Source organism: Lichenibacterium minor, assembly GCF_004137685.1.
Taxonomy (GTDB): Bacteria; Pseudomonadota; Alphaproteobacteria; order Rhizobiales; family Beijerinckiaceae; genus Lichenihabitans; species Lichenihabitans minor.
In genome coordinates this window covers 21,034-41,332 of sequence record NZ_QYBB01000018.1, presented here as the reverse complement: position 1 = coordinate 41,332, position 20,299 = coordinate 21,034, and the positions used below count along the sequence as shown (strand labels likewise).

18 protein-coding genes are annotated in these 20,299 nt (G+C 68.7%); 6 read left to right on the top strand and 12 right to left on the bottom strand.

The annotated features are described in order from the left end of the window. Positions 1-54 precede the first annotated feature (54 nt). The 8 genes from D3273_RS15810 to D3273_RS15775 form a co-directional block, all read right to left on the bottom strand. Positions 55-1,821, bottom strand: a complete 1,767-nt coding sequence (locus tag D3273_RS15810) for an ABC transporter substrate-binding protein (RefSeq protein ID WP_129227855.1) — start codon at positions 1,819-1,821, stop codon at positions 55-57. 98 nt (positions 1,822-1,919) lie between these two features. Further along, the gene (locus D3273_RS15805) at positions 1,920-2,213 is read right to left on the bottom strand and encodes a DUF2160 family membrane protein (RefSeq protein WP_129227854.1); all 294 of its coding nucleotides are present in this window, start codon (positions 2,211-2,213) and stop codon (positions 1,920-1,922) included. A gap of 25 nt (positions 2,214-2,238) precedes the next feature. Then, positions 2,239-3,015, bottom strand: coding sequence for a carbohydrate ABC transporter permease (locus tag D3273_RS15800; protein ID WP_245501205.1), 777 nt, complete (start codon positions 3,013-3,015; stop codon positions 2,239-2,241). An 86-nt stretch (positions 3,016-3,101) separates the two neighbouring features. Continuing rightward, on the bottom strand, positions 3,102-3,992 hold the full coding sequence (locus tag D3273_RS15795; protein ID WP_129227852.1) for a carbohydrate ABC transporter permease: 891 nt from the start codon (positions 3,990-3,992) through the stop codon (positions 3,102-3,104). Then, on the bottom strand, positions 3,992-5,092 hold the full coding sequence (locus D3273_RS15790; protein WP_129227851.1) for an ABC transporter ATP-binding protein: 1,101 nt from the start codon (positions 5,090-5,092) through the stop codon (positions 3,992-3,994). The genes D3273_RS15795 and D3273_RS15790 overlap by 1 nt, the downstream gene beginning before the upstream one ends. Before the next feature lie 14 nt (positions 5,093-5,106). Then, entirely contained in the window at positions 5,107-6,237 is a 1,131-nt protein-coding gene (locus D3273_RS15785; protein WP_129227850.1) for an ABC transporter ATP-binding protein, read from the bottom strand. A 276-nt stretch (positions 6,238-6,513) separates the two neighbouring features. After that, positions 6,514-6,897 carry a hypothetical protein gene (locus D3273_RS15780; RefSeq protein ID WP_129227849.1) on the bottom strand — a complete coding sequence of 128 codons (384 nt, stop codon included), beginning with the start codon at positions 6,895-6,897 and terminating at the stop codon, positions 6,514-6,516. Between the two features lie 176 nt (positions 6,898-7,073). Then, positions 7,074-8,705, bottom strand: coding sequence for a S8 family serine peptidase (locus D3273_RS15775; protein WP_129227848.1), 1,632 nt, complete (start codon positions 8,703-8,705; stop codon positions 7,074-7,076). A gap of 423 nt (positions 8,706-9,128) precedes the next feature. Here D3273_RS15775 and D3273_RS15770 point away from each other — a divergent pair, with 423 nt between their 5' ends. Beyond that, entirely contained in the window at positions 9,129-9,701 is a 573-nt protein-coding gene (locus tag D3273_RS15770; RefSeq protein WP_129227847.1) for a hypothetical protein, read from the top strand. A gap of 386 nt (positions 9,702-10,087) precedes the next feature. Here D3273_RS15770 and D3273_RS15765 read toward each other — a convergent pair whose 3' ends face one another. The 3 genes from D3273_RS15765 to D3273_RS15755 form a co-directional block, all read right to left on the bottom strand. Further along, on the bottom strand, positions 10,088-10,780 hold the full coding sequence (locus D3273_RS15765) for an MBL fold metallo-hydrolase (RefSeq protein ID WP_129227846.1): 693 nt from the start codon (positions 10,778-10,780) through the stop codon (positions 10,088-10,090). A gap of 25 nt (positions 10,781-10,805) precedes the next feature. Continuing rightward, on the bottom strand, positions 10,806-11,093 hold the full coding sequence (locus D3273_RS15760; RefSeq protein WP_129227845.1) for a putative quinol monooxygenase: 288 nt from the start codon (positions 11,091-11,093) through the stop codon (positions 10,806-10,808). A 124-nt stretch (positions 11,094-11,217) separates the two neighbouring features. Continuing rightward, the gene (locus D3273_RS15755) at positions 11,218-12,258 is read right to left on the bottom strand and encodes a LacI family DNA-binding transcriptional regulator (protein ID WP_129227844.1); all 1,041 of its coding nucleotides are present in this window, start codon (positions 12,256-12,258) and stop codon (positions 11,218-11,220) included. Between the two features lie 137 nt (positions 12,259-12,395). Here D3273_RS15755 and D3273_RS15750 point away from each other — a divergent pair, with 137 nt between their 5' ends. The 5 genes from D3273_RS15750 (at position 12,396) to D3273_RS15730 (ending at position 19,328) form a co-directional block, all read left to right on the top strand. Next, positions 12,396-13,649 carry an ABC transporter substrate-binding protein gene (locus D3273_RS15750; RefSeq protein WP_129227843.1) on the top strand — a complete coding sequence of 418 codons (1,254 nt, stop codon included), beginning with the start codon at positions 12,396-12,398 and terminating at the stop codon, positions 13,647-13,649. A gap of 226 nt (positions 13,650-13,875) precedes the next feature. Continuing rightward, positions 13,876-14,766, top strand: coding sequence for a carbohydrate ABC transporter permease (locus D3273_RS15745; RefSeq protein ID WP_129227842.1), 891 nt, complete (start codon positions 13,876-13,878; stop codon positions 14,764-14,766). Next, positions 14,763-15,668 (top strand): carbohydrate ABC transporter permease, encoded by a 906-nt coding sequence (locus D3273_RS15740; RefSeq protein WP_428977784.1) that lies wholly within the window; start codon positions 14,763-14,765, stop codon positions 15,666-15,668. The genes D3273_RS15745 and D3273_RS15740 overlap by 4 nt, the downstream gene beginning before the upstream one ends. A gap of 2 nt (positions 15,669-15,670) precedes the next feature. Continuing rightward, positions 15,671-16,765 carry an ABC transporter ATP-binding protein gene (locus tag D3273_RS15735; RefSeq protein ID WP_129227841.1) on the top strand — a complete coding sequence of 365 codons (1,095 nt, stop codon included), beginning with the start codon at positions 15,671-15,673 and terminating at the stop codon, positions 16,763-16,765. A gap of 112 nt (positions 16,766-16,877) precedes the next feature. Next, positions 16,878-19,328: a beta-glucosidase family protein gene (locus tag D3273_RS15730; protein ID WP_129227901.1), complete on the top strand. Its 2,451-nt coding sequence runs from the start codon at positions 16,878-16,880 to the stop codon at positions 19,326-19,328. A gap of 255 nt (positions 19,329-19,583) precedes the next feature. Here the strand turns inward: D3273_RS15730 and dnaQ are convergent, their stop codons facing one another. After that, positions 19,584-20,297 carry a DNA polymerase III subunit epsilon gene (gene dnaQ / locus D3273_RS15725; protein ID WP_129227840.1) on the bottom strand — a complete coding sequence of 238 codons (714 nt, stop codon included), beginning with the start codon at positions 20,295-20,297 and terminating at the stop codon, positions 19,584-19,586. Positions 20,298-20,299: the final 2 nt, after the last annotated feature.

Sequence of the window (20,299 nt, the reverse complement as noted above, 5' to 3'; positions counted from 1 at the left end):
CACTCGCCTTCGGATGGTCCCCCTCCCCCGTGCGGGGGGAAGGGGGACGCGAGGTCACGCCTTCTTGGGCGGCGTCGAGGGCCAGGACTTGATCAGCGTGTCGTAGTCCACCGTTTCGCCCTTCGGCTTCTCGTCGGCGAGCTTGCGCTGGGGGGCCAGGTTGCCGTCCTTCTCGGCCCTGGCATACCAGTATTCCGCCGTCTCCTCCTTGTTCATCTTCGGCCCGAGCTTGCCCTGCACGCCGGACTTCTCCAGCCGCGCCATGATGGCGTCCTGGTCGCGGGCGAGGCCGTCCATGGCCTGCTGCGGCGTCACCTGGCCCGAGATGGCGTTGGCGACGTTCTGCCACCACACCTGGCTCATCTTGGCGTAGTCGGGCACGTTCACGCCGGTGGGCGTCCACTGCTTGCGGGCCGGCGAGCGGTAGAACTCGACGAGGCCGCCGACCTTGGGCGCCAGCTCCGTCATCGCCGGATGCCACACGTCCGACTCGCGGATGAGGTGGAGCGTGGTCAGAGCCTTCTTGAGCGACACGGTCTTCGACGTGGTGAACTGGGCGTAGAGCCAGCCCGCCTTGATGTTGGGCATGGGGGCGTATTTCAGCATGGTCCAGCAGCCGACGTCCTGGTAGCCGAGCTTCATGCCCTCCTTCCAGTAGGCGCCGTGCGGCGAGGGGGCCATGCGCCACTTCGGCGTGCCGTCCGGGTTCATCACCGCTTCGGCCTTGCGGGCCGAGTCGGTGAAGGCCGAGTACCAGAAGATCTGCTGGGCGACGTGGCCCTGGCCCACCACCGGGCCGGACTCGAGGAAGTCCATGCCGGCGGCTTCCGGCGGCGCGTATTTCTTCAGCCAGTCGATGTACTTCGTCAGCGCGTAGACGGCCGCCGGCCCGTTGGCGTCGCCGCCGCGGGTGATGGAGGAGCCGACGGGGATGTTGTTCTCGGCGCGGATGCCCCATTCGTCGACGGGCCGGCCGTTCGGCAGCCCGCGGTCGCCCGAGCCCGCCATGGACAGCCAGGCGTCGGTGAAGCGCCAGCCCAGCGACGGGTCCTTCTTGCCGTAGTCCATGTGGCCGTAGACCTTCTGGCCATCGATCTCCTTCACGTCGTTGGTGAAGAAGTCCGCGATGTCCTCGTAGGCCGACCAATTGACCGGCACGCCGAGGTCGTAGCCGTACTTGGCCTTGAAGCGCTGCTTCAGGTCGGGCCGCTGGAACCAATCGTAGCGGAACCAGTACAGGTTGGCGAACTGCTGGTCGGGGAGCTGGTACAGCTTGCCGTCGAACGTGCCGAAGCTGAGGCCCATGAAGTCGGACAGGTCCAGCGTCGGGCTGGTGACGTCCTTGCCGTTGTTCGCCATGAAGTCGGTCAGCGAACCGTCGACGATGTCGTTGTAGCGCGGATGCGTGCCGATAAAATCGGAATCGTTCATCCAGAAATCGTAGATCGGGCGGCCGGACTGCATCTCGACGCCGATCTTGTCGACCAGGGCGCCCTCGTCCATGATGTCGTGCTTGACCTCGATGCCGGTGATCTCGGCGAAGGCCTTGGTCAGCGTCTGCGATTCGTAGTCGTGCACCTTCAGCGACTCGGATACGCAGCTGAGCTTCATGCCGGCGTAGGGCTTGGCGGCCTGGATGAACCATTCCATCTCGGCCATCTGCGCGTCCTTGGACAGCGTCGAGGGCTGGAACTCGGCGTCGACCCACTTCTTGGCGGCGTCGACCTTCTGGGCGTAGCTCGGCGTCGGCTTGATGACGCCGGCGGCGCCCGCGACGCCGAGCGCGGTGGCGCCCTTGATGACTTGACGGCGATCGACCATGGTTTCCTCGTCCTGATGTGGCCCGGTGCGGGATCGCCCTGGGTCCTCTTGGTCTTGGCGCCGCGCCCCGAGGGGGCGGGCGCGAAAGGGGCGACGCTTCAAGCGAAGCGGAACATCAGCGCCGTCGCGGCCAGCGCCGCCAGCCCCGGCCAGGTGAAGTCCTGTCCGCCGAAGCGGATGAAGCCCACGAAGATGAAGGCCGACAGCAGCAGCGACACGAAGAACCTGTCGCCCCGCGTGGTGGCGAAGCCGAGCACGCCGACGTGGGGCGTTTCCGGCCGGTACACCGCCAGCGCCGTCAGGCCCGCGAGGCAGGCCGCGAGCGCGGCGAAGAACAGCACGGTCTGCCAGGTCCAGGCCATCCAGGCGACGGCGTCGGACAACGAATCCATGGTCGGCCCCCTCAGGCGCGGATGGTCACACGCGCCCGAGGGCGAAGCCCTTGGCGATGTGGTTGCGCACGAACCAGATGACGATCGCGCCCGGGATCATCGTCAGCGTGCCGGCGGCGGCGAGCAGGCCCCAGTCGAGCCCGGCCGCCGAATAGGCGCGCGACATCATGCCGGCGATGGGCTTGGCGTTGACGGTGGTGAGCGTGGTGGCGAGCAGCTGTTCCACCCAGGAGAACATGAAGCAGAAGAAGGCCGCGACCCCGATGCCGTTGGCGATGAGCGGGAGGAAGATTTTGACGAAGAAGCGCGGGAACGAATACCCGTCGATCTCCGCCGTCTCGTCGATCTCGCGCGGCACGCCGGAGATGAAGCCTTCGAGGATCCACACCGCGAGGGGCACGTTGAACAGGCAATGGGCCAGCGCCACCGCCCAGATGGAGTCGAACAGCCCCGTCGCCGAATACAGGTTGAAGAACGGCAGCGCGTAGACGGCGGGCGGCGCCATGAGGTTCGACAGCAGCCAGAAGAACAGCGGCTTGTCGCCCACGAACCGGTAACGGCTGAACGCGTAGGCGGCCGGCAGCGCCACCGACACGGAGATGACCGTGTTGATGACCACCATCAGGATGGAGTTGGTGAACGCCGAATGCCAATCGGGATCGGCGAAGATCTTGGAATAGTTCTCCAGCGTCGGGTGCTGCGGCCACAGGCTCAGCCCCGACAGGATGTCGGCGTTGGTCTTGAAGCTGGCGTTGACCAGCCAATACACCGGGACGAACAGGAACAGCATGTAGAGCGCCATGCCGATCGTGCGGCCCTTGGGCCCGCGCGCCGCGCGGGCCTCGCGGGTGCCGGACGTCGCGAGCGGGGCGGAGATCGCGGAAGCGCTCATGCGACGTCCTTCGAATCCGCGTGGGTCGTGTAGGTGAAGAACATCCAGCAGACCGTCAGCGTGATGAGGTTGTAGACCAGCGAATAGGCGGCGGCGTTGCCGAGGTCGACCTGGCCCAGCGCCATCTTGACGAGGTCGATCGACAGGAAGCTCGTGTCCTCGCCGGGCCCCCCGCCCGTCACCGTGAAGGGCTCGGTATAGATCATGAACGAGCCCATGAAGCGCAGCAGCATGGCGATGACCAGCACCTTGCGCAGCTTCGGCAGCTCGATGTTGCGGAACACGCTCCAGCGGTTGGCGCCGTCGATCCGCGCCGCCTGGTAATAGGCGTCCGGGATGGCCTTCAGGCCGGCGTAGCAGAGCAGCGCCACCATCGACGTCCAGTGCCACACGTCCATGAGCACGATCACGGCCCAGGCGGAGCCGGCGTTCTGCGTGACGTTGAAGGGCACGCCCGAGCGGCCGAGCGCCACGCCGAGCAGGCCGATGTCGGTGCGCGAAAAGAGCTGCCAGATGGTGCCCACCACGTTGTAGGGGATGAGCAGCGGCAGCGCGATGGCGACCAGCACGGCGCCGACCCGCCACCCCGATTTCGGGATGCACAGCGCCACCGCGATGCCGAGCGGGATCTCGATGGCGAGCACGGTGAACGAAAAGGCGAAGTTGCGCAGCAGCGCGCCCTGGAAGCGGGCCCCGACCGCGGTGGTGGGGTCGAGCAGGTTCTGGAACCAGCCGGGGCCGTTCCAGAAGAAGCTGTTCTGCCCCATCGAGTCCTGAAAGGAATAGTTCACCACGGTCATCATCGGGATGAGCGAGGAGAACAGCACGAAGGCCATCACCGGCACGACGAAGAGCCAGGCGCGGTTGTCCCAGACGCGGCTGTCCATCAGGCGGCCCTTCCCACGAGGTCGCGCCCGGCGACGCGGCGCTCGTCGACGTAGACGTGGATCTTGCCGGGGTCGAGCCTGAGCCGCGCCGGCCCGGTCTCGACACCCATCCCGTGGGGCACCGTGGCCACCACGCTCTGCCCGCCGCCCAGGCTGGCATGGGCGAGGCGCTTGCGGCCGAGGTCGTCGACCCGCGTCACCGTCACGGGCAGGCCGTCGCCCGCCGTCAGCGTCGCGTAGTCGGGGCGGATGCCGAGCGTCACCGCCATGCCCTGGGGCAGGGCCGGGTAGGCGGCGCCCAGCGGCAGCACGTGGCCGTCGACTCTGGCTTCGGCCCCGGCGACCTCGCCGCGCAGCAGGTTCATGCCCGGCGAGCCGATGAAATAGCCCACGAACGTGTGTTCGGGCCGCTCGAACAGCTCGGCCGGCGTGCCGATCTGCACGGCGCGGCCGTCGTTCATCACCACCACCTTGTCGGCGAAGGTCAGCGCCTCGACCTGGTCGTGGGTGACGTAGATCATCAGGAGGTCGAGCGCGCGGTGCACGGCCTTGAGCTTCGAGCGCAGCTCCCATTTCAGCGCGGGATCGATCACGGTGAGGGGCTCGTCGAACAGCACGGCCGACACGTCCGAGCGGACGAGGCCGCGGCCGAGCGAGATCTTCTGCTTGGCGTCGGCGGTGAGGCCGCGGGCCCGCCGCTTCAGGTCCGCCGTGAGGTCCAGCATGGCGGCGATCTCGCCGACCCGCGCGTCGATCCGCGGCCGCGCCACCCCGCGGTTCACCAGCGGGAAGGCGAGGTTCTCGGCCACCGTCATGGTGTCGTAGATGACCGGGAACTGGAACACCTGGGCGATGTTGCGCCGCTCGGTCGGCAGCCGCGTCACGTCGCGGTCGCCGAACAGCAGGCGCCCGTGCGACGGGATGACCAGCCCCGAGATGATGTTGAGCAGCGTGGTCTTGCCGCAGCCCGAGGGCCCGAGCAGCGCGTAGGCCTTGCCGGCCTCCCACACGTGGTGGATCGGCTTCAAGGCGTAGTCGGCCTCGGTCTTCGGGTCGCCGCCGTAGGCGTGGCCGATGCCGTCGAGGGTGATCTGGGCCATGGCGCGGGGCTCCCTCAGGCCGGCACGGGTTCGCGCCGCGGCGCCGCGGCGGGCCGGGCGGCGATGCGCCGGCCGTCGGCGCCGAACGCGAAGGCGCGGGCGAGGTCGAGGCGCGCTTCGGCGCGGTCGCCGGGCTCGAAGGCGTGCACGCCCTCGACGAGGCACACGAGGGTGCCGAGCCCCGCGTCGGTGGCGATGTGGACGAAGCTTTCCGAGCCCGAGATTTCCGTCACCGCCACCGTGCCCGGGAAGGCGGGGTGCGACGGGTCGCGCCCGTCGCCGCCCACCGCGACGGCGGCGGCGGCGGCGTCGGCGCGGAACCCCAGCGTCGCCGCGCCGTCGGGCAGGGCGCCGAGCGCCCCGTCGCCGGGCAGGCGGGAGCCGTCGGCCAGGGCCGCGACGCCGTTCGACACCGTCAAGGCGAGCTCGTTCAGCGGCGGGTCGGAGAAGACGCGGGCCGCGTCGAGGTTGCCGGGCTCGCGGTACAGCGCGGCGCTGGGCCCCACCTGGGTGATGCGGCCTTCGCGCAGCGTGGCGGTGGAGCCGCGCAGCAGCAGCGCTTCCGCCGGCTCGGTGGTGGCATAGACCAGGATGGCGCCGGTTTCGGCGAAGATGCGCGGCAGCTCCTCGCGCAGTTCTTCGCGCAGCTTGTAGTCGAGGTTGGCGAGCGGCTCGTCGAGCAGGACGAGCTTCGCCTGCTTGACGAGGGCGCGGGCCAGCGCGGTGCGCTGCTGCTGGCCGCCCGACAGCTGCGCGGGCGTGCGCTTCAGCATGGGCTCCAGCCGCATCAGCTTGGCGGCGCGGGCGACGCGGCTCTCGATCTCGGCCTTGGGCAGACCCTGCACGCGCAGCGGGGACGCGATGTTCTCGTAGACCGACAGCGTGGGGTAGTTGACGAACTGCTGGTACACCATGGCGACCGAGCGGTGCTTCACGCCGAGCCCCGTGACGTCGCGCCCGTCCTCGACGAGCCGGCCGGAGGTCGGGCGGTCGAGCCCCGCCATCAGGCGCATCAGGGTGGTCTTGCCGCTGAGCGTCGGCCCGAGCAGCACGTTCATGGAGCCGGCGTGCAACTCGAGCGACGCGTCTGCGATGTGGACCTCGTCGCCGCGCTTCAGGCCGATGCGGTCGAGCACGAGGCTCACGGGCGAGGGGCCCCGATGTCGCTCCGGCGTCGAACGTCCATGCCTCACCCTCCCGGAACGGCGCCTTGGCCGGCGCTCATTCGTGTCACGCAGGGAAGGTATGTCGAAGGCGGAAGGGCTGGCAAGCGAATAAAACGAAGGTCAGAACGAAAGCGAAGGCTGCCCGGACGCGCCCGGGCGGCGTCTTTCGTCCGTCCTCCGGAGCCTGCGCCGTGCCGGGGGATGCGGATCGCGGCTTCGCTCGCGCGCCCATCGCCGATCCGCCCCGTGGCCGTGTCAGCCGGCGGCGGCGATGTTCGAGCGCGCCGGTCCGCTGCCGGATCGTGAAGCCAGGTCGGGGAAGGCCTCGTCCCGATCGCGCGCGGCCGCAGCGCGGCCATGACCCTCCACAGCGTCGCGCGGCACCGTGAGCACCGTCGGCGAGGAGCATCGGCCCGGCCCGTGCCGGGTTTCCAGCCGGGCGGACCGACACCGCTCCAACGAGCGGGCGACCCGCAGGGTCTCCGACATGGTCGCGAGGGCGGCAAACGATTGCGGCCGCATCGCCATCTCGTCCTGGAAGAACGACCACAAGCGTTCGGCATCCGCCGGCGATAACACGAAAAATGAAATCAGCCGGTCCATGAGGTCGTCGACCGGCTTGCTGTTGAAATACTTCATCGTCCCCACCCTTGTTTCGAGCAGACCGCGATCGCCCGATCGCGTGAAGGCATTCTTCGAAAATGGACAGCTTCGACCGATGGCGTCGGCCGGGGCGAACCGCGACGGCTCGACGGATCCCGGCGGAAGGGCCGGTGGCCGACGCTTTCCCCCGGCCCGTCCAGCCGGGCCGCGGATCACAGCGCGAAGGGCTGGTGATGCCGGAAAACGAGCGACGGATGGTCGAAGGCGTCCGGATGCCCATAGGGCGGATGCGTCACCGACAGCCCCGCCGCCGCCATCTCGCGGAACGTCGCGCCGGCATGGATCGCCGCAGCGCCGCCGTGGACCGGACCACCGCGCAGGGCCGCCGCGAGAGCGCCAGCGGCGTCCGCCGCCGCCCCATGCTGCCGGCCCCGACCGGCGCCCGCGAGGCCGGCCCGCTCGGGGACCGCTTCGGTCACGGCGAAGGCCGCCATCCGGGCGACCTCGTCCAGGGCCGCGCCGGCCTGCACCAAGCCGCTGCCGCCGACTTGGGGATCCCACGCGCCGGACGAATCCACCGTGGGGAGGGCGGTGTCCTGGAGGGTTCTGCGGACCTCCGCCGGCGTCAACAGCGGATCCTGCTGCAGCAGCAGGGCCGCGACGGCCGCGACCTGCGGCGCGGCAGCCGAGGTGCCGAAGAACAGGGGATCGCCGTCGGCATCGACACGCCCGCCCCGGCCGAAAAACGACGTCGGGACGCCGTCGCTGCCCGACACCGAGACGCCGCCGACCGCGGGCGACGGGAGCGGGTCGCCGCCGTCGTCGAACAGCCGCATATCCGGGCCCGCCGACGAGAACGGTTCGGAGACCGGGAAAGCCGCGCCGCCCGACGAGGCTTCGGCCGAACGGGCCGCCCCCACCGCGATATCGCCCGGCGCGCCCTTGTGGCCGATCAGCGTGGCGTTTCCGGTGGCGCTGGACACGGCGCCGATCGAGAGCGGCCGGCCGTCGCTGATCGCGACGATCCTGAGGTCGCCCGGCGCTTCCGTCCCGTCGCGCAGGCCGACCCGCAGATCGAAGGTGCCCGTCTCGGGAAGGTGCAGGTCGAGGACCTCGACGGGGTCCCGGCCGACATTGTCGTGGGCCGCCGCGATGCGGTCGACGACGTTGCCGCGGGCGTCGGTCAGGAAGAGGTCGAGGTCGCCCGTCGCCCCCCGGCCCGGACTGGCCGAGGCCGCGGGCTGGCTCCATGCGAGCTGGATCGTGGCCACCTGCCCAGCCTGGCCGCTGATCGGGAGCAGCGTGTCGGCCAAAGGGCCGCCCCCGGTCGAGAAGCTTTGGGCCGTGTAACGGATGCCGTTCCACCTGAAATGGCCGCCGGCTCGGAAGGCGCCCTCGTATCCCGCCGCACCGTTGTTGCCCGCGGCCGAAACATACGCGACCCCTTGAGCCGTGACCCGTTCGATCGCCTGCGCCACGACCCCATCCTGGTAGTCCGGCTCGGCCGCATAGCCGACGTCGTCCACGATGACCTTCGCTCCGGCGGCCGCGAGGTCGAGGATGTGCTGGGCGAAGACGGCCTGCCCTCCCGCGGCGGTGTCGAACAGGATGGACGCGCCCGGCGCGGTCCGATGGACGATCTGCGCCATGGCGCGCCCTTCGTCACTTCCCCCGGCATGGTCGTCGAGGATGGCGAGGTCGGCCGGCAACAGGCCGGCGGCGATGTCGGTGGCGGCGGTGTCGCGGTTCCCGTCTCGGTCGAAGGTCGTCGCGGTATCGAAACTGTCGGACAGGATCCCGACGGTGACGCCGGACCCGTCGTGCAGGTCGGGCAGCCGGCTCACGTCCTCGCTCGCCGCTGCTGGGGAGCGGCCTGTTCTGCCGGGATGCACTGCACGGCCGTCGCCAAAGGAGCGTGCTTCACGATCGACATCCCTCATCCAATGCTGGGCCACGTCTCGTCACTCGTATTTCTCGGTCGATGTCGATCGACGCGCGATCAGTCCTTGGAAGGACTGATGCGCCCGCGAAGTCTTGTCTTCCGGGGGCGCCGTTCTTGTCATTTACGCCATGGGACCGAGGTATCCGTCCATCCCCCAAATGGGGTAGGGCAGCGTTGTTTCTCGACTCATCAACCTCCATTGCGTTGTCACGATGCCGACGGGCGTGTCGTCAGCCGTGACGTCATGTTCCGGCTATCGATTCCTTGGAGCGACGGGTTGTGTGCAGGTCATCGCCTCCTTTCGATCCTCGCCGATCACATCTACATGGCGGCGATCGGCCCAGAGCGCTGGCCCGTCACGCTGGAGCGGATCGCCGAAGCATTCGATGGACGTCAGGTCACGTTACGCCCTGATGATATCGCCACAATCGATATTCGTTATGATGTTGGCCATATTTTTATGAAGTCCTGCGTACAGGATTTTGCCGCGTCGAAACCATTCGTGCAGCCGGTTGCTCGCCTGTCGACCGGAGCCCAGGCGACGGCAGTCGATATTCTGGGCCCTGCCCAGTACGGGCATGGCGAGTGCTGCGATGAGCCGGTGCTCCCTCGCGGCTGTAGAGCGTTTGTCGCCGCTCGATCGTCCTGTGGCGGGTCGATCCTGAGCGGCATCGCCGTTTTGCGGGGATCGCGCATGTTCGACGCGGCTGAGCGGGATCTCGGGGCTAGGCTGAGCTCGCACCTGCGGCGCGCCATCCAGGTGCATCGTGAGCTCCGCGCAGCGCGACGGGGCAGGGACGGCACCGTCGAGGCGCTGATCATCCTTCGGTCGGCATCGTGCCGGCCGGGACCGACGGAAAGGTGCTGCTCGCCAACCCCGTCGCTGCAACGATGCTGAGGGCGCTCCTGCGCGGAGCGGCCGGACGCGGGCGAAGCGCTTTCGCGGCCCGTCGCCCCAGCGACCGCCGCCGATGGACGCTCGCGTGCCACGAGGGTCCTGACGCTGCCGAACCGCTCGGGAGATCCCATCCCGGTGCTGGTCAGCCCTTGGCCCAGCGGCTTGGCGCCGATGGATGGCGCGCGCAGGACGCGCGTCCCCTCGGCCGATCCGATGAGCGCCTTCCGCCTCACCCCCGCCAGGGTCCGCCGTCTGGCCGCCCTGGTCGAGGGCGCAGCCCCGCTCGCCGAGGCCGGGTCGACCCGGCAGGCCGATCCCATCCGCCGGGTCCTGTCAGGTCCTGTTCCCGCGCGTGCGATGTGACCCGAAGGGTCCGGGTTCGGGCTTCAGCGCGACTGCTCGAAGACGAAGACGTGCGGGGCGTCCTTCGGCAGCGTTTCGGGGGACAGCTCCATCTCCGGGCCGCCGACGCGGGTGATCGACTCCGGGGGCAGGCGGTCGAGGAAGCGGTCGACGGGCTCGATCTTCAGCACGCCCTTCGGGCTGAAGTAATGCATGGGGATGACGACCCGCGGCCCGATCGTCGCGATGGCGGCGTCGAGGTCGTCGAGCGCGATGGTGGCGTGCTCGCCCGTCAGCGCCAGCAGCACGTCGACCTGCCCCTTCAACGCGGTGAGCTGGTCGGGCGCCACCGGGTTGCCGATGTCGCCCATGTGGAGGAAGCGCAGGCCCCCGAGCGTGAAGTGGTAGAGCGCGTTGGCGTCGGGGTCCCGGCCGAACTCCGACCGGTAGTCGAAGGTCCTGCTCTCGTAGGCCGGGAAGGACCGCACCGGGATGCCCTTGACGACCGTGCCCTCGGGCGGCAACTCCAGCGTGTTGACGACGATCGGGTCGCCGCGGACGTGCGACGGGTCGGAATGGAAGTCGTCGGTCGCCGAGCTCATCAGCACGACGTCGGCGGGCTCGTCGATCGGGTCGAACCCGCTGTTTCCGGGCGCCGGCGTGTAGGGGTCGGTGATCACCGTCACGCCGTCCGCCTCGAGGCGGAAGCAGGCGTGGGCGTAGAACTTGATCTTCACGGGGACGGCTCCTCGAAACGCCGGATCAAAGCTTCTCGCCGGTGAAGAGGTCCCAGGCTTCGATCACGTCGTCCTGCTTCTCGCCGAAGGCCACGAGGTGGGGCGACTTCATGTGCTCCTCCCACAGGGGGCGGCTTTCCCAGGATTCCGTGAACATGAACAGGCCGGGGTCGTCGTGGGACCGGTGCAGGTCGTAGGTGAGGCAGCCCTTCTCGGCGCGCGTGGGCCCGACGAGGCTCCCGCACAGCGCGGCGAGGTCCTCTTCCCGGCCGCCCTTGGCCTTCAACTTGGCGATGACGGTCAAGGCGGCCATGGCGTTCTCCCTCGTGCGGTCCGGCGCCGCATGCGCCGCCGTTTCGTCCACGCTACCGCCGCCGCCTCGGGCCGTCCAGGGGCCGGATGTCCGACACGGGGCCATTCGGAAGAGCCCCGGGAGGCTAGCCGTGTCGGGGAGCCCGGCCCGTCGAGTCGCGCAGGCACAATGTGTTGCGGAGGACGGTTCGGCCCGCGTCGACCTCGGAATGTCCAGCGATGATCTGCAACAGCCGGTAGGCGCCGGTCCGCCCCAGTTCGAAACGGGGTTGCCTGATCGTGGTGAGCGTCGGTTCGCAATAGTCGGCGAAGTCGATCCCATCGAAGCCGCAAACCGACACGTCGCCGGGCACATGCACGCCGGCGTGCTTGGCGACCTTCATGAAGGCGATGGCCATTTCGTCCGAGGATGACAGGACGGCGGTCGGACGCTCCAGCGATGCGAGGAAGCGTTCTGCCGCCGCGGCTCCGGATCGGGGGGTGAAATCGCCTTCGATGCGATCGAGGCGGCATTCGTCCTTCTTCGCCTCGAAGTACGCCTTCAGGGCGTCCCAGCGCGACCGGTCGCTGAAGTTCGTCGCCGGCCCGGACAGGTAGACGAAGTGGCGGTGGCCGATGCCGAACAGGTGCTCGGCCGCTTCGACGATGCTTTCACCCTCGTCGGTCAGGACCGACGGGGTGCCCTGGATTTCAGAACAGATCGACACGAGCGGCAGGCCAGGCTCCTTCAGCTCATGGCCGTTCGCGGCATTCGCGACGCCCGCGAGTGCCAGGACACCATCGAAGCGTCCCGACTGCATCATGTCGACCAGATGCCCGTCCTGGCGCCGATCCAGGTCGAGGTTGCCGAGGATCATCGCGTAGCCGTTGGCGGCGAGTTCAGAGTCGATCCCATTGAGCACCTCCGCGAAGAACGGAGCGCTCCAGCGCGTCAGCGTGACGACGAGGATGAGCCTCGACCGTCGTCCCCGCAACCGTTGTGCAGCCGCGTTCGGCCGGTAGCCGAGGTCTCGCACCGCCATCTCGACCCGTTCGCGCAGGGCCGGGCGCACCTGTTCGGGCGCTGCAAGCGCCCGGCTCACGGTCGCGGTCGACACGCCGGCATGCTGCGCGACGTCCACAATGCTGGGCGGCTTGTCTCTCGACCCACCGCGTACCGAAGCCATCTGCAGATCCCTCGAGGTATCGCCATTTTGACCCTTGCGGAATTTCAAGGGTCAATTAACGTTGTAAACGTTTACAGAGGCCAACGTGACGTCACGCAACGTCACGGAGCCCGAAATCGCTCTCTGGGAGGGGACGGATGTCGAAGTCGTTGTGGCGAACGCTGTTGTGCGGTGCATGCTTCGCGCTTTCACCTCTCGCCGCCGAGGCCCAGGAGGCGGTCCCGGCCGAGGTCATCCATTGGTGGACGTCCGGCGGCGAGGCCGCCGCCGTGAAGGTCATCGCGGACCGGTTCGACGCCGCGGGTGGGAAATGGGTCGACAATGCCGTGGCGGGCACGGACAACGCCCGCGCTGCCGCCGTCAACCGCATCGTGGGCGGAAACCCGCCTGCCGCCAGCCAGTTCAACACCGGCCGCCAGTTCGACGATCTCGTCGGCCAGGGGCTTCTGGCCGACCTTTCGGGCGTGGCCGTCGCCGAAGGTTGGGCCAAGATCATTCCAGGGCCGATCGCGGCCGCGGCCACGCGCAACGGCAAGTTCTTCGCCGTGCCGATCAACATCCACGGCCAGAACTGGCTGTTCTACAACAAGGACGTCTTCGCCAAGGCCGGCATCCAGGACGTGCCGACGAGCTTCGACGCCCTGTTCGCGGCCCTCGACAAGCTGAAGGCCGCCGGTGTGGTGCCGATCGCCTGGGGCGGGCAGGCCTGGCAGGAGGAGATCGTGTTCGAAGCGGTCCTGCTCGGCCAAGGCGGCAAGGATCTCTTCCTGAAGGTGTTCCGCGACCACGACCTGGAGGCGGTCCATTCACCGCGGTTCCGCGAGGCCGTCGAGGTCTTCGCGCGCATGAAGGCTTATGTCGATCCGGGATCCCCCGGGCGAGCCTGGAACGACGCCACCGCGATGGTCATCGCCGGGCACGCCGGCCTCCAGATCATGGGTGATTGGGCCAAGGGTGAATTCAACGCCGCCGGCATGGCGCCGGGCGGCCCCAAGGTCGGCTGCAGCCTGATGCCGGGCAAGCCGGGCTACCTGATGGGCGGAGACGTCTTCGTGTTCCCCAAGCTGGGGCCGGGGGCGACGCCCACCGCCGCGCAGGCCCTGCTCGCGAAAACCATGCTCGACCCTGTCACGCAACTCGAGTTCAACAAGCGAAAGGGTTCGATCCCTGTGCGCATCGACGTCGACACGAGTTCGATGGATCCCTGCGCACAGGTGGGGATCGCCATGGTGCGCGATCCCGCCAACCAGGTTCCGTCCAACTACTTCCTCCTCACGGCCGACACGTTGGGGGCGGTGCAGGATGCCGTGACCGAGTTCTGGAACACGCCGGGCGCCGACGCGAAGAGCTTCGTCGAAACGTTCGCGGGCGTCATCAGGTCGGCGCACTGACGCGCGCGACCGCGAGCCGAAACGGCGGCGTGCGCTTCGCCGCCTGAACCCGAGGTCTTCGGGACCATCCCGCGCGATCCCGTGGACGCCGCGTCGAACCCTGTCCACGGGTCCCATGGCGGCAGGCGGCGCCCGAAGTCTTCGCCATGCCGCGGTCGCGGCCGGCTTTGTCCCGGCAGCGGCGTTCCCCGCCCCCCTTCCACCCCTTCCTGCGGTGATCGACGTCATGGCTCAATCGAGGCGGCACGATATCGCTCCTCTCCTCGCCCTCTTGCCCGCGCTCCTCATCGTGGTCTTCGCCTATGCAGGCACGATGGTCTGGACGGTCTGCATCTCCTTCACGGATTCCAGGCTCCTGCCGGTGAGCGACTTCATCGGCCTCGAGCAGTATGCGCGCCTGTTTTCCGATGCGCGTTGGATCCTGTCGGCGCGCAACCTCGTGACCTTCGGCCTGCTCTTCGTGGGTGGGAGCCTGGTGATCGGCTTCCTCCTCGCCGCCTTCATCGACCAGAAGGTCCGTTGCGAGGACCTGCTGCGGACCGTCTTCCTTTATCCCTACGCCATCAGCTTCATCGTCACCGGCCTAGTCTGGCAGTGGATGATGAATCCTTCGCTCGGCATCCAAGCCAGCGTGCGCGGGATGGGCTGGACCTCATTCACCTTCGACTGGGTCGTTCAGCGCGACATGGCGATCTACGCGCTCGTGATCGCGGGCGTCTGGCAATCGTCGGGCCTCGTGATGGCGCTCATGCTGGCCGGGCTCCGCGGCGTCGACGAGGATCTGTGGAAGGCCGCGCGCATCGAGGGCATCCCCACGTGGCGCGTCTACATGTCGATCGTCCTGCCGCTGCTTCGGCCCGTGGTCGTCACGTCGGTCGTGCTGCTGTCCGTCGCCGTCGTGAAGGCCTACGACCTCGTGGTCGCCCTGACCAACGGGGGGCCCGGCAACGCCACGATCGTGCCGGCCAAGTTCGTGATGGACTACCTGTTCACGCGCCAGAACATCGGGCTCGCCACGGCCGCTTCCTCCGTCATGTTCGTCACGGTGCTGGCCGCCCTGGCACCCTGGCTCTACCAGGAATATTTCAAGGCGCACCGCGCGGGAGGCCACGCGTGAGGGCCGCCGCTTCGGCCCCCGTGCCGACCGGCACGCCCGTCGCGAGGCCGCGCCGGCCCATCGCCGGACGCGTGGCGCTCTATGCCGCCCTCGCGGTCGCGGCGCTGTTCTTCATCACGCCGCTCTACATCATGACGGTGACCTCGCTGAAGTCCATGGACGAGATCCGGCAAGGCGGCATCTTCGCCCTGCCGGCCTCGCCCAGCCTCAAGGCCTGGACCGCGGCCTGGAGCGAAGCCTGCACGGGGCTGAAATGCACCGGCATCTCGGACGGCTTCTTCAACTCGCTGCGGATCCTCGTCCCTTCCGTCGCTTTATCGATCGTCTTGGGAGCCGTGACCGGATATGCGCTCTCGCATCGAAGGATACGGGGCGGCAACGTCCTCTTCGCCGCGCTCCTCCTGGGCGCCTTCATGCCCTACCAGGTCTTCATCTATCCCCTGGTCCGCTTGTTTTCGGCCGTCGGGATCTATGGGAGCTTGGCCGGCATCGTCCTGGTCCACGTCATCTTCGGCCTTCCGGTGATGACGTTGTTGTTTCGAAACTACTATTCCAGCCTGCCGGTCGACCTGTTCAAGGCTGCGCGCGTCGACGGCGCTGGGTTCTGGCAGATCTTCTTCTACGTGGTTCTGCCGATGTCGACCCCGGCGCTCGTGGTGGCGGCCATCCTCCAGATCACGGGCATCTGGAACGACTTCATCCTCGGTCTCGTCTTCGCCGGTCGTGACAACCTGCCGATGACGGTGCTTCTCAACAACGTCGTGAATTCGTCGCAGGGCGAAAAGCTCTACAACGTCAACATGGCCGCGACGATCCTGACTGCGCTGCTCCCCCTCGCTGTCTACTTCCTGTCCGGTCGTTGGTTCGTGCGCGGCATCGCGGCCGGCGGTGTCAAGGGTTGATCATGACGAACTCATCGAGGCCTGCCCCGAGCGTTGTCGTTCGCGACCTGCAGATCCGATACGGCGGTCATACGGCCATTGAGGACCTCGACCTGGAGATCCGGCGCGGCGAGTTCCTCGTGCTTCTCGGGCCTTCGGGCTGCGGCAAGTCCACATTGCTCAATGCCATCGCGGGCCTCCTGGACGTGTCCGGCGGCGAGATCTCCATCTCGGGCAAGGACGTCACCTTCGCCGAGCCCAAGGACCGCGGGATCGGAATGGTGTTCCAATCCTACGCCCTTTACCCCCGCATGAGCGTGGCCGAGAACCTGTCGTTCGGACTGCGCATGAACGGCGTTCCGAAGGGTGAGATCGCGCGACGCGTCGAGAAAGCCTCGCGGATGCTTCAGCTCGACCCCCTCCTGCAGCGCAAGCCTGCCGAATTGTCTGGCGGCCAGCGCCAGCGTGTCGCCATCGGCCGGGCGCTCGTGCGCGAGGTGGATGTGTTCCTCTTCGACGAGCCCTTGTCCAACCTCGACGCCAAGCTCCGCGCGGAACTGCGGGTGGAGATCAAGCGCCTCCACCAGAGCCTCGGCAACACGATGATCTACGTCACCCACGACCAGATCGAGGCCTTGACGCTCGCCGACCGGATCGCCGTCATGAAAGGGGGCGTCATTCAACAGCTCGCACCCCCCATCGAGGTCTACCAGCGGCCCGTGAACAGGTTCGTCGCAGCCTTCATCGGGTCGCCGGCCATGAGCTTCTTCGACGGGCGCCTCGACGGGGACGTCTTCGTCCTCGGCCAGGTCCGCATCCCCCTTTCCGGCTATGCCTTCGCCGACGGCTCCCGGGATCCGGGCGCGCCGGTGACACTGGGGGTGCGGCCCGAGCATGTGTCGGTGGCCGGCGCCGCATCCGGCTACGCTTTCGACGGGCGCGTCGCCGTCGTGGAGCCCATGGGCGCCGACACGCTGCTGTGGACCGAACTGGGCGGCCAGCCCATGTCGGTGCGGGTCGACGGCGAGCGCGTCTTCGAGGTCGGGCAGACGCTGCGCTTCACCTTCGATCCCGCGCGCCTGTCCGTGTTCGACGCCGCCACCGGCGAGCGCGTCTGAGCCGGCATTCCGCTCGAGCCTTCCATCGTCTCGACCACGACGACCGCGCCGGGGCCTCACAGGGTTTCCCCGGTCGCCCCCCCATGCTGCGGAGAGAGCTCTCGTGACCGACATGACCCCCGCGACCCTTGTGGACGGCTTGACGCTGGAGGAGCAGGTCAGCCTGCTGTCGGGCGCCGATTTCTGGTCCACCCCGGCCATCGGGCGGCTCGGCATCGGAAGCCTCCGCGTGACGGACGGACCCAACGGGGCCCGGGGCGCCGGTTCCTGGATCGGCGCGATCAGCGCCGCCGCCTTTCCGGTCGGGATTTCGCTCGGTGCCACCTGGGACCGGTCCCTTCTGTCCGAGATCGGCGCCGCGCTCGCCGAAGAGGTGAAGGACAAGGGAGCCCACGTGCTCCTCGGGCCCACGGTCAACCTGCAGCGCGGTGCGCTGAACGGGCGCAACTTCGAATGCTACGCGGAGGATCCGGTCCTCACGGCCGCGCTCGCGGTGGCCTACATCGGCGGCCTGCAAGGCCAGCGGGTCGGCGCGACGGTGAAGCATTTCGTGGCCAACGAAAGCGAGTTCCAGCGCACCACCATGTCGTCCGAGGTGGACGAGCGCACGCTTCGCGAACTCTACCTGGTGCCCTTCGAGGCCGCCGTGAAGGAAGCCCACGCGTGGGCCGTGATGTCGAGCTACAACCGGCTGAACGGGACCTTCACCTCCGAGCACGGCTGGCTGCTCACCGACGTGCTGCGCCGCCAATGGGGGTTCGACGGCGTCGTCATGAGCGACTGGTTCGGTTCCCATTCCACCGCCGAAACGATGCGGGCGGGCCTCGACCTGGAGATGCCCGGACCGACCCGCGACCGTGGCGCGGCTCTCGTGCGCGCCGTCGAGGCCGGAACCGTGCCCCGGGACGCGGTTCGGCAGGCTGCCCTGAACATGCTGCGCCTCATGCAGCGCACCGGTGCCCTGCAGGACGCGCGGCCGCACGAGGAGAAGGCCGTCGAGCGTGAGGCCACACGCGCCTTGATCCGACGCGCGGGCGCGCGCGGCACGGTTCTCCTCACCAACGACGGGACGCTCCCCTTGGCCGGCGTCGGAAAGATCGCCGTGATCGGGCCCAACGCCAAGGCGGCCCGCTGCATGGGGGGCGGTTCCTCCCAGTTGAAGGCTCACCGGCAGGTTTCGCCGTGGGAAGGCCTCGCCGCGGCGGTCGGCGAAGGCGCGCTTCTGTTCGCGCCGGGTTGCGACAACCATCGATATGCGCCCGAACTCGCCGGCCCGCTGAGGGCCGAATGGTTCGCCAACGACGATTTCTCGGGCACGCCCGTCCATGTCGAGACGTTGGCGGTGGCCCACGCCATGATGATCGACGCCCCCGCGGGCGGCAGGGTCGACCCGAAGCGCTTCTCGCTGCGGATCACCGGGCGTTACGTGCCGGAGGCGGATGGGCGCCACCGCATCGGCGTCTACGCCGCAGGCCGCGCGCGCGTGCTCGTGGATGGGTGCGAGGTGGTCGAGGCCTGGGAAAGCTGGACGCGCGGATCGACGTTCTTCGAGGAAGGCTGCGACGAGCGGATCGGCGAGGTCGAGATGGCGGTCGGCCGGTCCTGCGAGATCGTCATCCTGTTTCAACCGGTCGAAACCACGCTGATGGCGTTTTCCGCCTACCATGTCGGCATCGGCCTCCCGATGGCGGACGCGGAGATCGCGGAAGCCGTACGGGTCGCCGCCGAAGCGCAGGTCGCCGTCCTCTGCGTCGGGCGCAACGGCGAGTGGGACAGCGAGGGCGCCGATCTCCCCTCCATGACCTTGCCGGGCCGGCAGAACGAGTTGATCGAGGCGGTGGCTGCCGTCGCCGAGCGCACGGTCGTCGTCCTCCAGACCGGCGGTCCGGTCGAGATGCCGTGGGTCGGGAAGGTGTCCGCGGTCGTGCAGGCCTGGTATCCCGGACAGGAAGCCGGCCACGCCGTAGCCGACGTCCTCCTCGGCCACGTCGAGCCGGGCGGGCGGCTGCCGCAAAGCTTCCCGCATCGCCTCGACGATACGCAGACCCAGGGGGGCGGCGGGCTGTCCTATCCCGGCGTCGAGGGGCGCGTGCGGTACGCCGAAGGGCTGCTCGTCGGCTACCGCCACCACGAGGCGAACGCCATCGCGCCCCTGTTTCCGTTCGGCCATGGGCTCGGCTACGCGGCGATCGACATCGAGGCGATGGTGGTCGAGGGCGACACCTTCTCGGCAAGCGCGACGGTGGCGCTGCGCGTGACCCTCGCCAACCGTGGACAGCGAAAGGGATCACAGGTCGTGCAGGTCTACGTGTCCCCCGACGCGGCCCCCGTGGAGCGCCCGCCCAGCGAACTCAAGGCCTTCACCCGCATCGATCTTTCGCCCGGGGAGACCGGCGATGTCGTGTTGCGGCTCGATCCGCGCGACTTCGCCTGGTACTGCACCCGGAGATCGGGCTGGATCGTTTCGCCGGGCGAGTATGCGTTGCGCGCCGGCCTGTCGGCGGACGATCGCCGCTTCGTCGCGACCGTGGCACGACAGGGCGAACTCGTGCTTCCGGTGTAGACGGACCCTCACCCGTTGCGGTGCGAACAGGAACCGCGGGTTCGATGGGCGATCATGCTTCGGCACGTCCGCCCCGGCGATGCCCGGCGTCGGGACCGGTCGCCATGCGGGCAGCGGGTGGAGGGGCGGTCGTAATCCCCGCCTCGCGCATCCGCCCCTCCCGGCGCGACGCCGAAGCCTGACTGCCTGCGGGCTCGCCGAAACCGATCGGCGCCGCCACGTCGTGCCGCCGGACGGGGCGGGTCCGGGTGGACCCTATCCCGCTTTCCGCTCCTCGGCGCCCATCCCGTATTTCATCCAGATCGCCTTCGGCCCCATGCCGTCGACGAAGGCCGCATGCGCGGCGTCCTCCTCGGCCGTGACGGACGGGGGCAGGGGGACGGAGCGGCGCAGCGGGGCCGCCACCGCCCCGGCCGTCGCCTGCACGGCGGCGCGGGGGCCCAGGCCGAAGCTCGTCTGCCGGCCGCCCGACAGCTCGGCGTAGACCTCCGCCAGCAGCTCGACGTCGATCATGGCGCCGTGCTTCACGCGCTTCGACGTGTCGATCTTGTAGCGGGCGCAGAGCGCGTCGAGCGAGTTCGGCGCGCCGGGGTGGCGGCGACGCGCCATGGCGAGCGTGTCGATCACGTCGTCCATCGGGATCGGCGGCTTCTTCAGCAGCCCGAGCTCGTGGTTGATGAAGCGCATGTCGAATTCGGCGTTGTGGATCACCAGCTTCGCGCCGCGCACGAAGTCCAGGAAGCCGTCGACCTGGACGGCGAAGACCGGGTGCCCCGCCAGGAACTCGGCCGACAGCCCGTGCACCTTGAAGGCGCCCTCCGGCATGTCGCGCTGGGGGTCGATGAAGACGTGGTAGCGGTTGCCGGTGGGGATGTGGTTGATGATCTCGATGCCGGCGATCTCGCAGAGCCGGTCCCCCGTCTTGGGGTCGAGGCCGGTGGTCTCGGTGTCGAGCACGATCTCGCGCATCA

What these genes read in the sequence shown, in the direction of transcription:
- D3273_RS15810 (WP_129227855.1), bottom strand. Translation starts at nt 1,821, where the DNA reads ATGGTCGATCGCCGTCAAGTCATCAAGGGCGCCACCGCGCTCGGCGTC.
- D3273_RS15805 (WP_129227854.1), bottom strand. Translation starts at nt 2,213, where the DNA reads ATGGATTCGTTGTCCGACGCCGTCGCCTGGATGGCCTGGACCTGGCAG.
- D3273_RS15800 (WP_245501205.1), bottom strand. Translation starts at nt 3,015, where the DNA reads ATGGCGCTCTACATGCTGTTCCTGTTCGTCCCGGTGTATTGGCTGGTC.
- D3273_RS15795 (WP_129227852.1), bottom strand. Translation starts at nt 3,992, where the DNA reads ATGGACAGCCGCGTCTGGGACAACCGCGCCTGGCTCTTCGTCGTGCCG.
- D3273_RS15790 (WP_129227851.1), bottom strand. Translation starts at nt 5,092, where the DNA reads ATGGCCCAGATCACCCTCGACGGCATCGGCCACGCCTACGGCGGCGAC.
- D3273_RS15780 (WP_129227849.1), bottom strand. Translation starts at nt 6,897, where the DNA reads ATGAAGTATTTCAACAGCAAGCCGGTCGACGACCTCATGGACCGGCTG.
- D3273_RS15770 (WP_129227847.1), top strand. Translation starts at nt 9,129, where the DNA reads ATGGCGGCGATCGGCCCAGAGCGCTGGCCCGTCACGCTGGAGCGGATC.
- D3273_RS15760 (WP_129227845.1), bottom strand. Translation starts at nt 11,093, where the DNA reads ATGGCCGCCTTGACCGTCATCGCCAAGTTGAAGGCCAAGGGCGGCCGG.
- D3273_RS15755 (WP_129227844.1), bottom strand. Translation starts at nt 12,258, where the DNA reads ATGGCTTCGGTACGCGGTGGGTCGAGAGACAAGCCGCCCAGCATTGTG.
- D3273_RS15750 (WP_129227843.1), top strand. Translation starts at nt 12,396, where the DNA reads ATGTCGAAGTCGTTGTGGCGAACGCTGTTGTGCGGTGCATGCTTCGCG.
- D3273_RS15745 (WP_129227842.1), top strand. Translation starts at nt 13,876, where the DNA reads ATGGCTCAATCGAGGCGGCACGATATCGCTCCTCTCCTCGCCCTCTTG.
- D3273_RS15735 (WP_129227841.1), top strand. Translation starts at nt 15,671, where the DNA reads ATGACGAACTCATCGAGGCCTGCCCCGAGCGTTGTCGTTCGCGACCTG.
- D3273_RS15730 (WP_129227901.1), top strand. Translation starts at nt 16,878, where the DNA reads ATGACCCCCGCGACCCTTGTGGACGGCTTGACGCTGGAGGAGCAGGTC.
- dnaQ (WP_129227840.1), bottom strand. Translation starts at nt 20,297, where the DNA reads ATGCGCGAGATCGTGCTCGACACCGAGACCACCGGCCTCGACCCCAAG.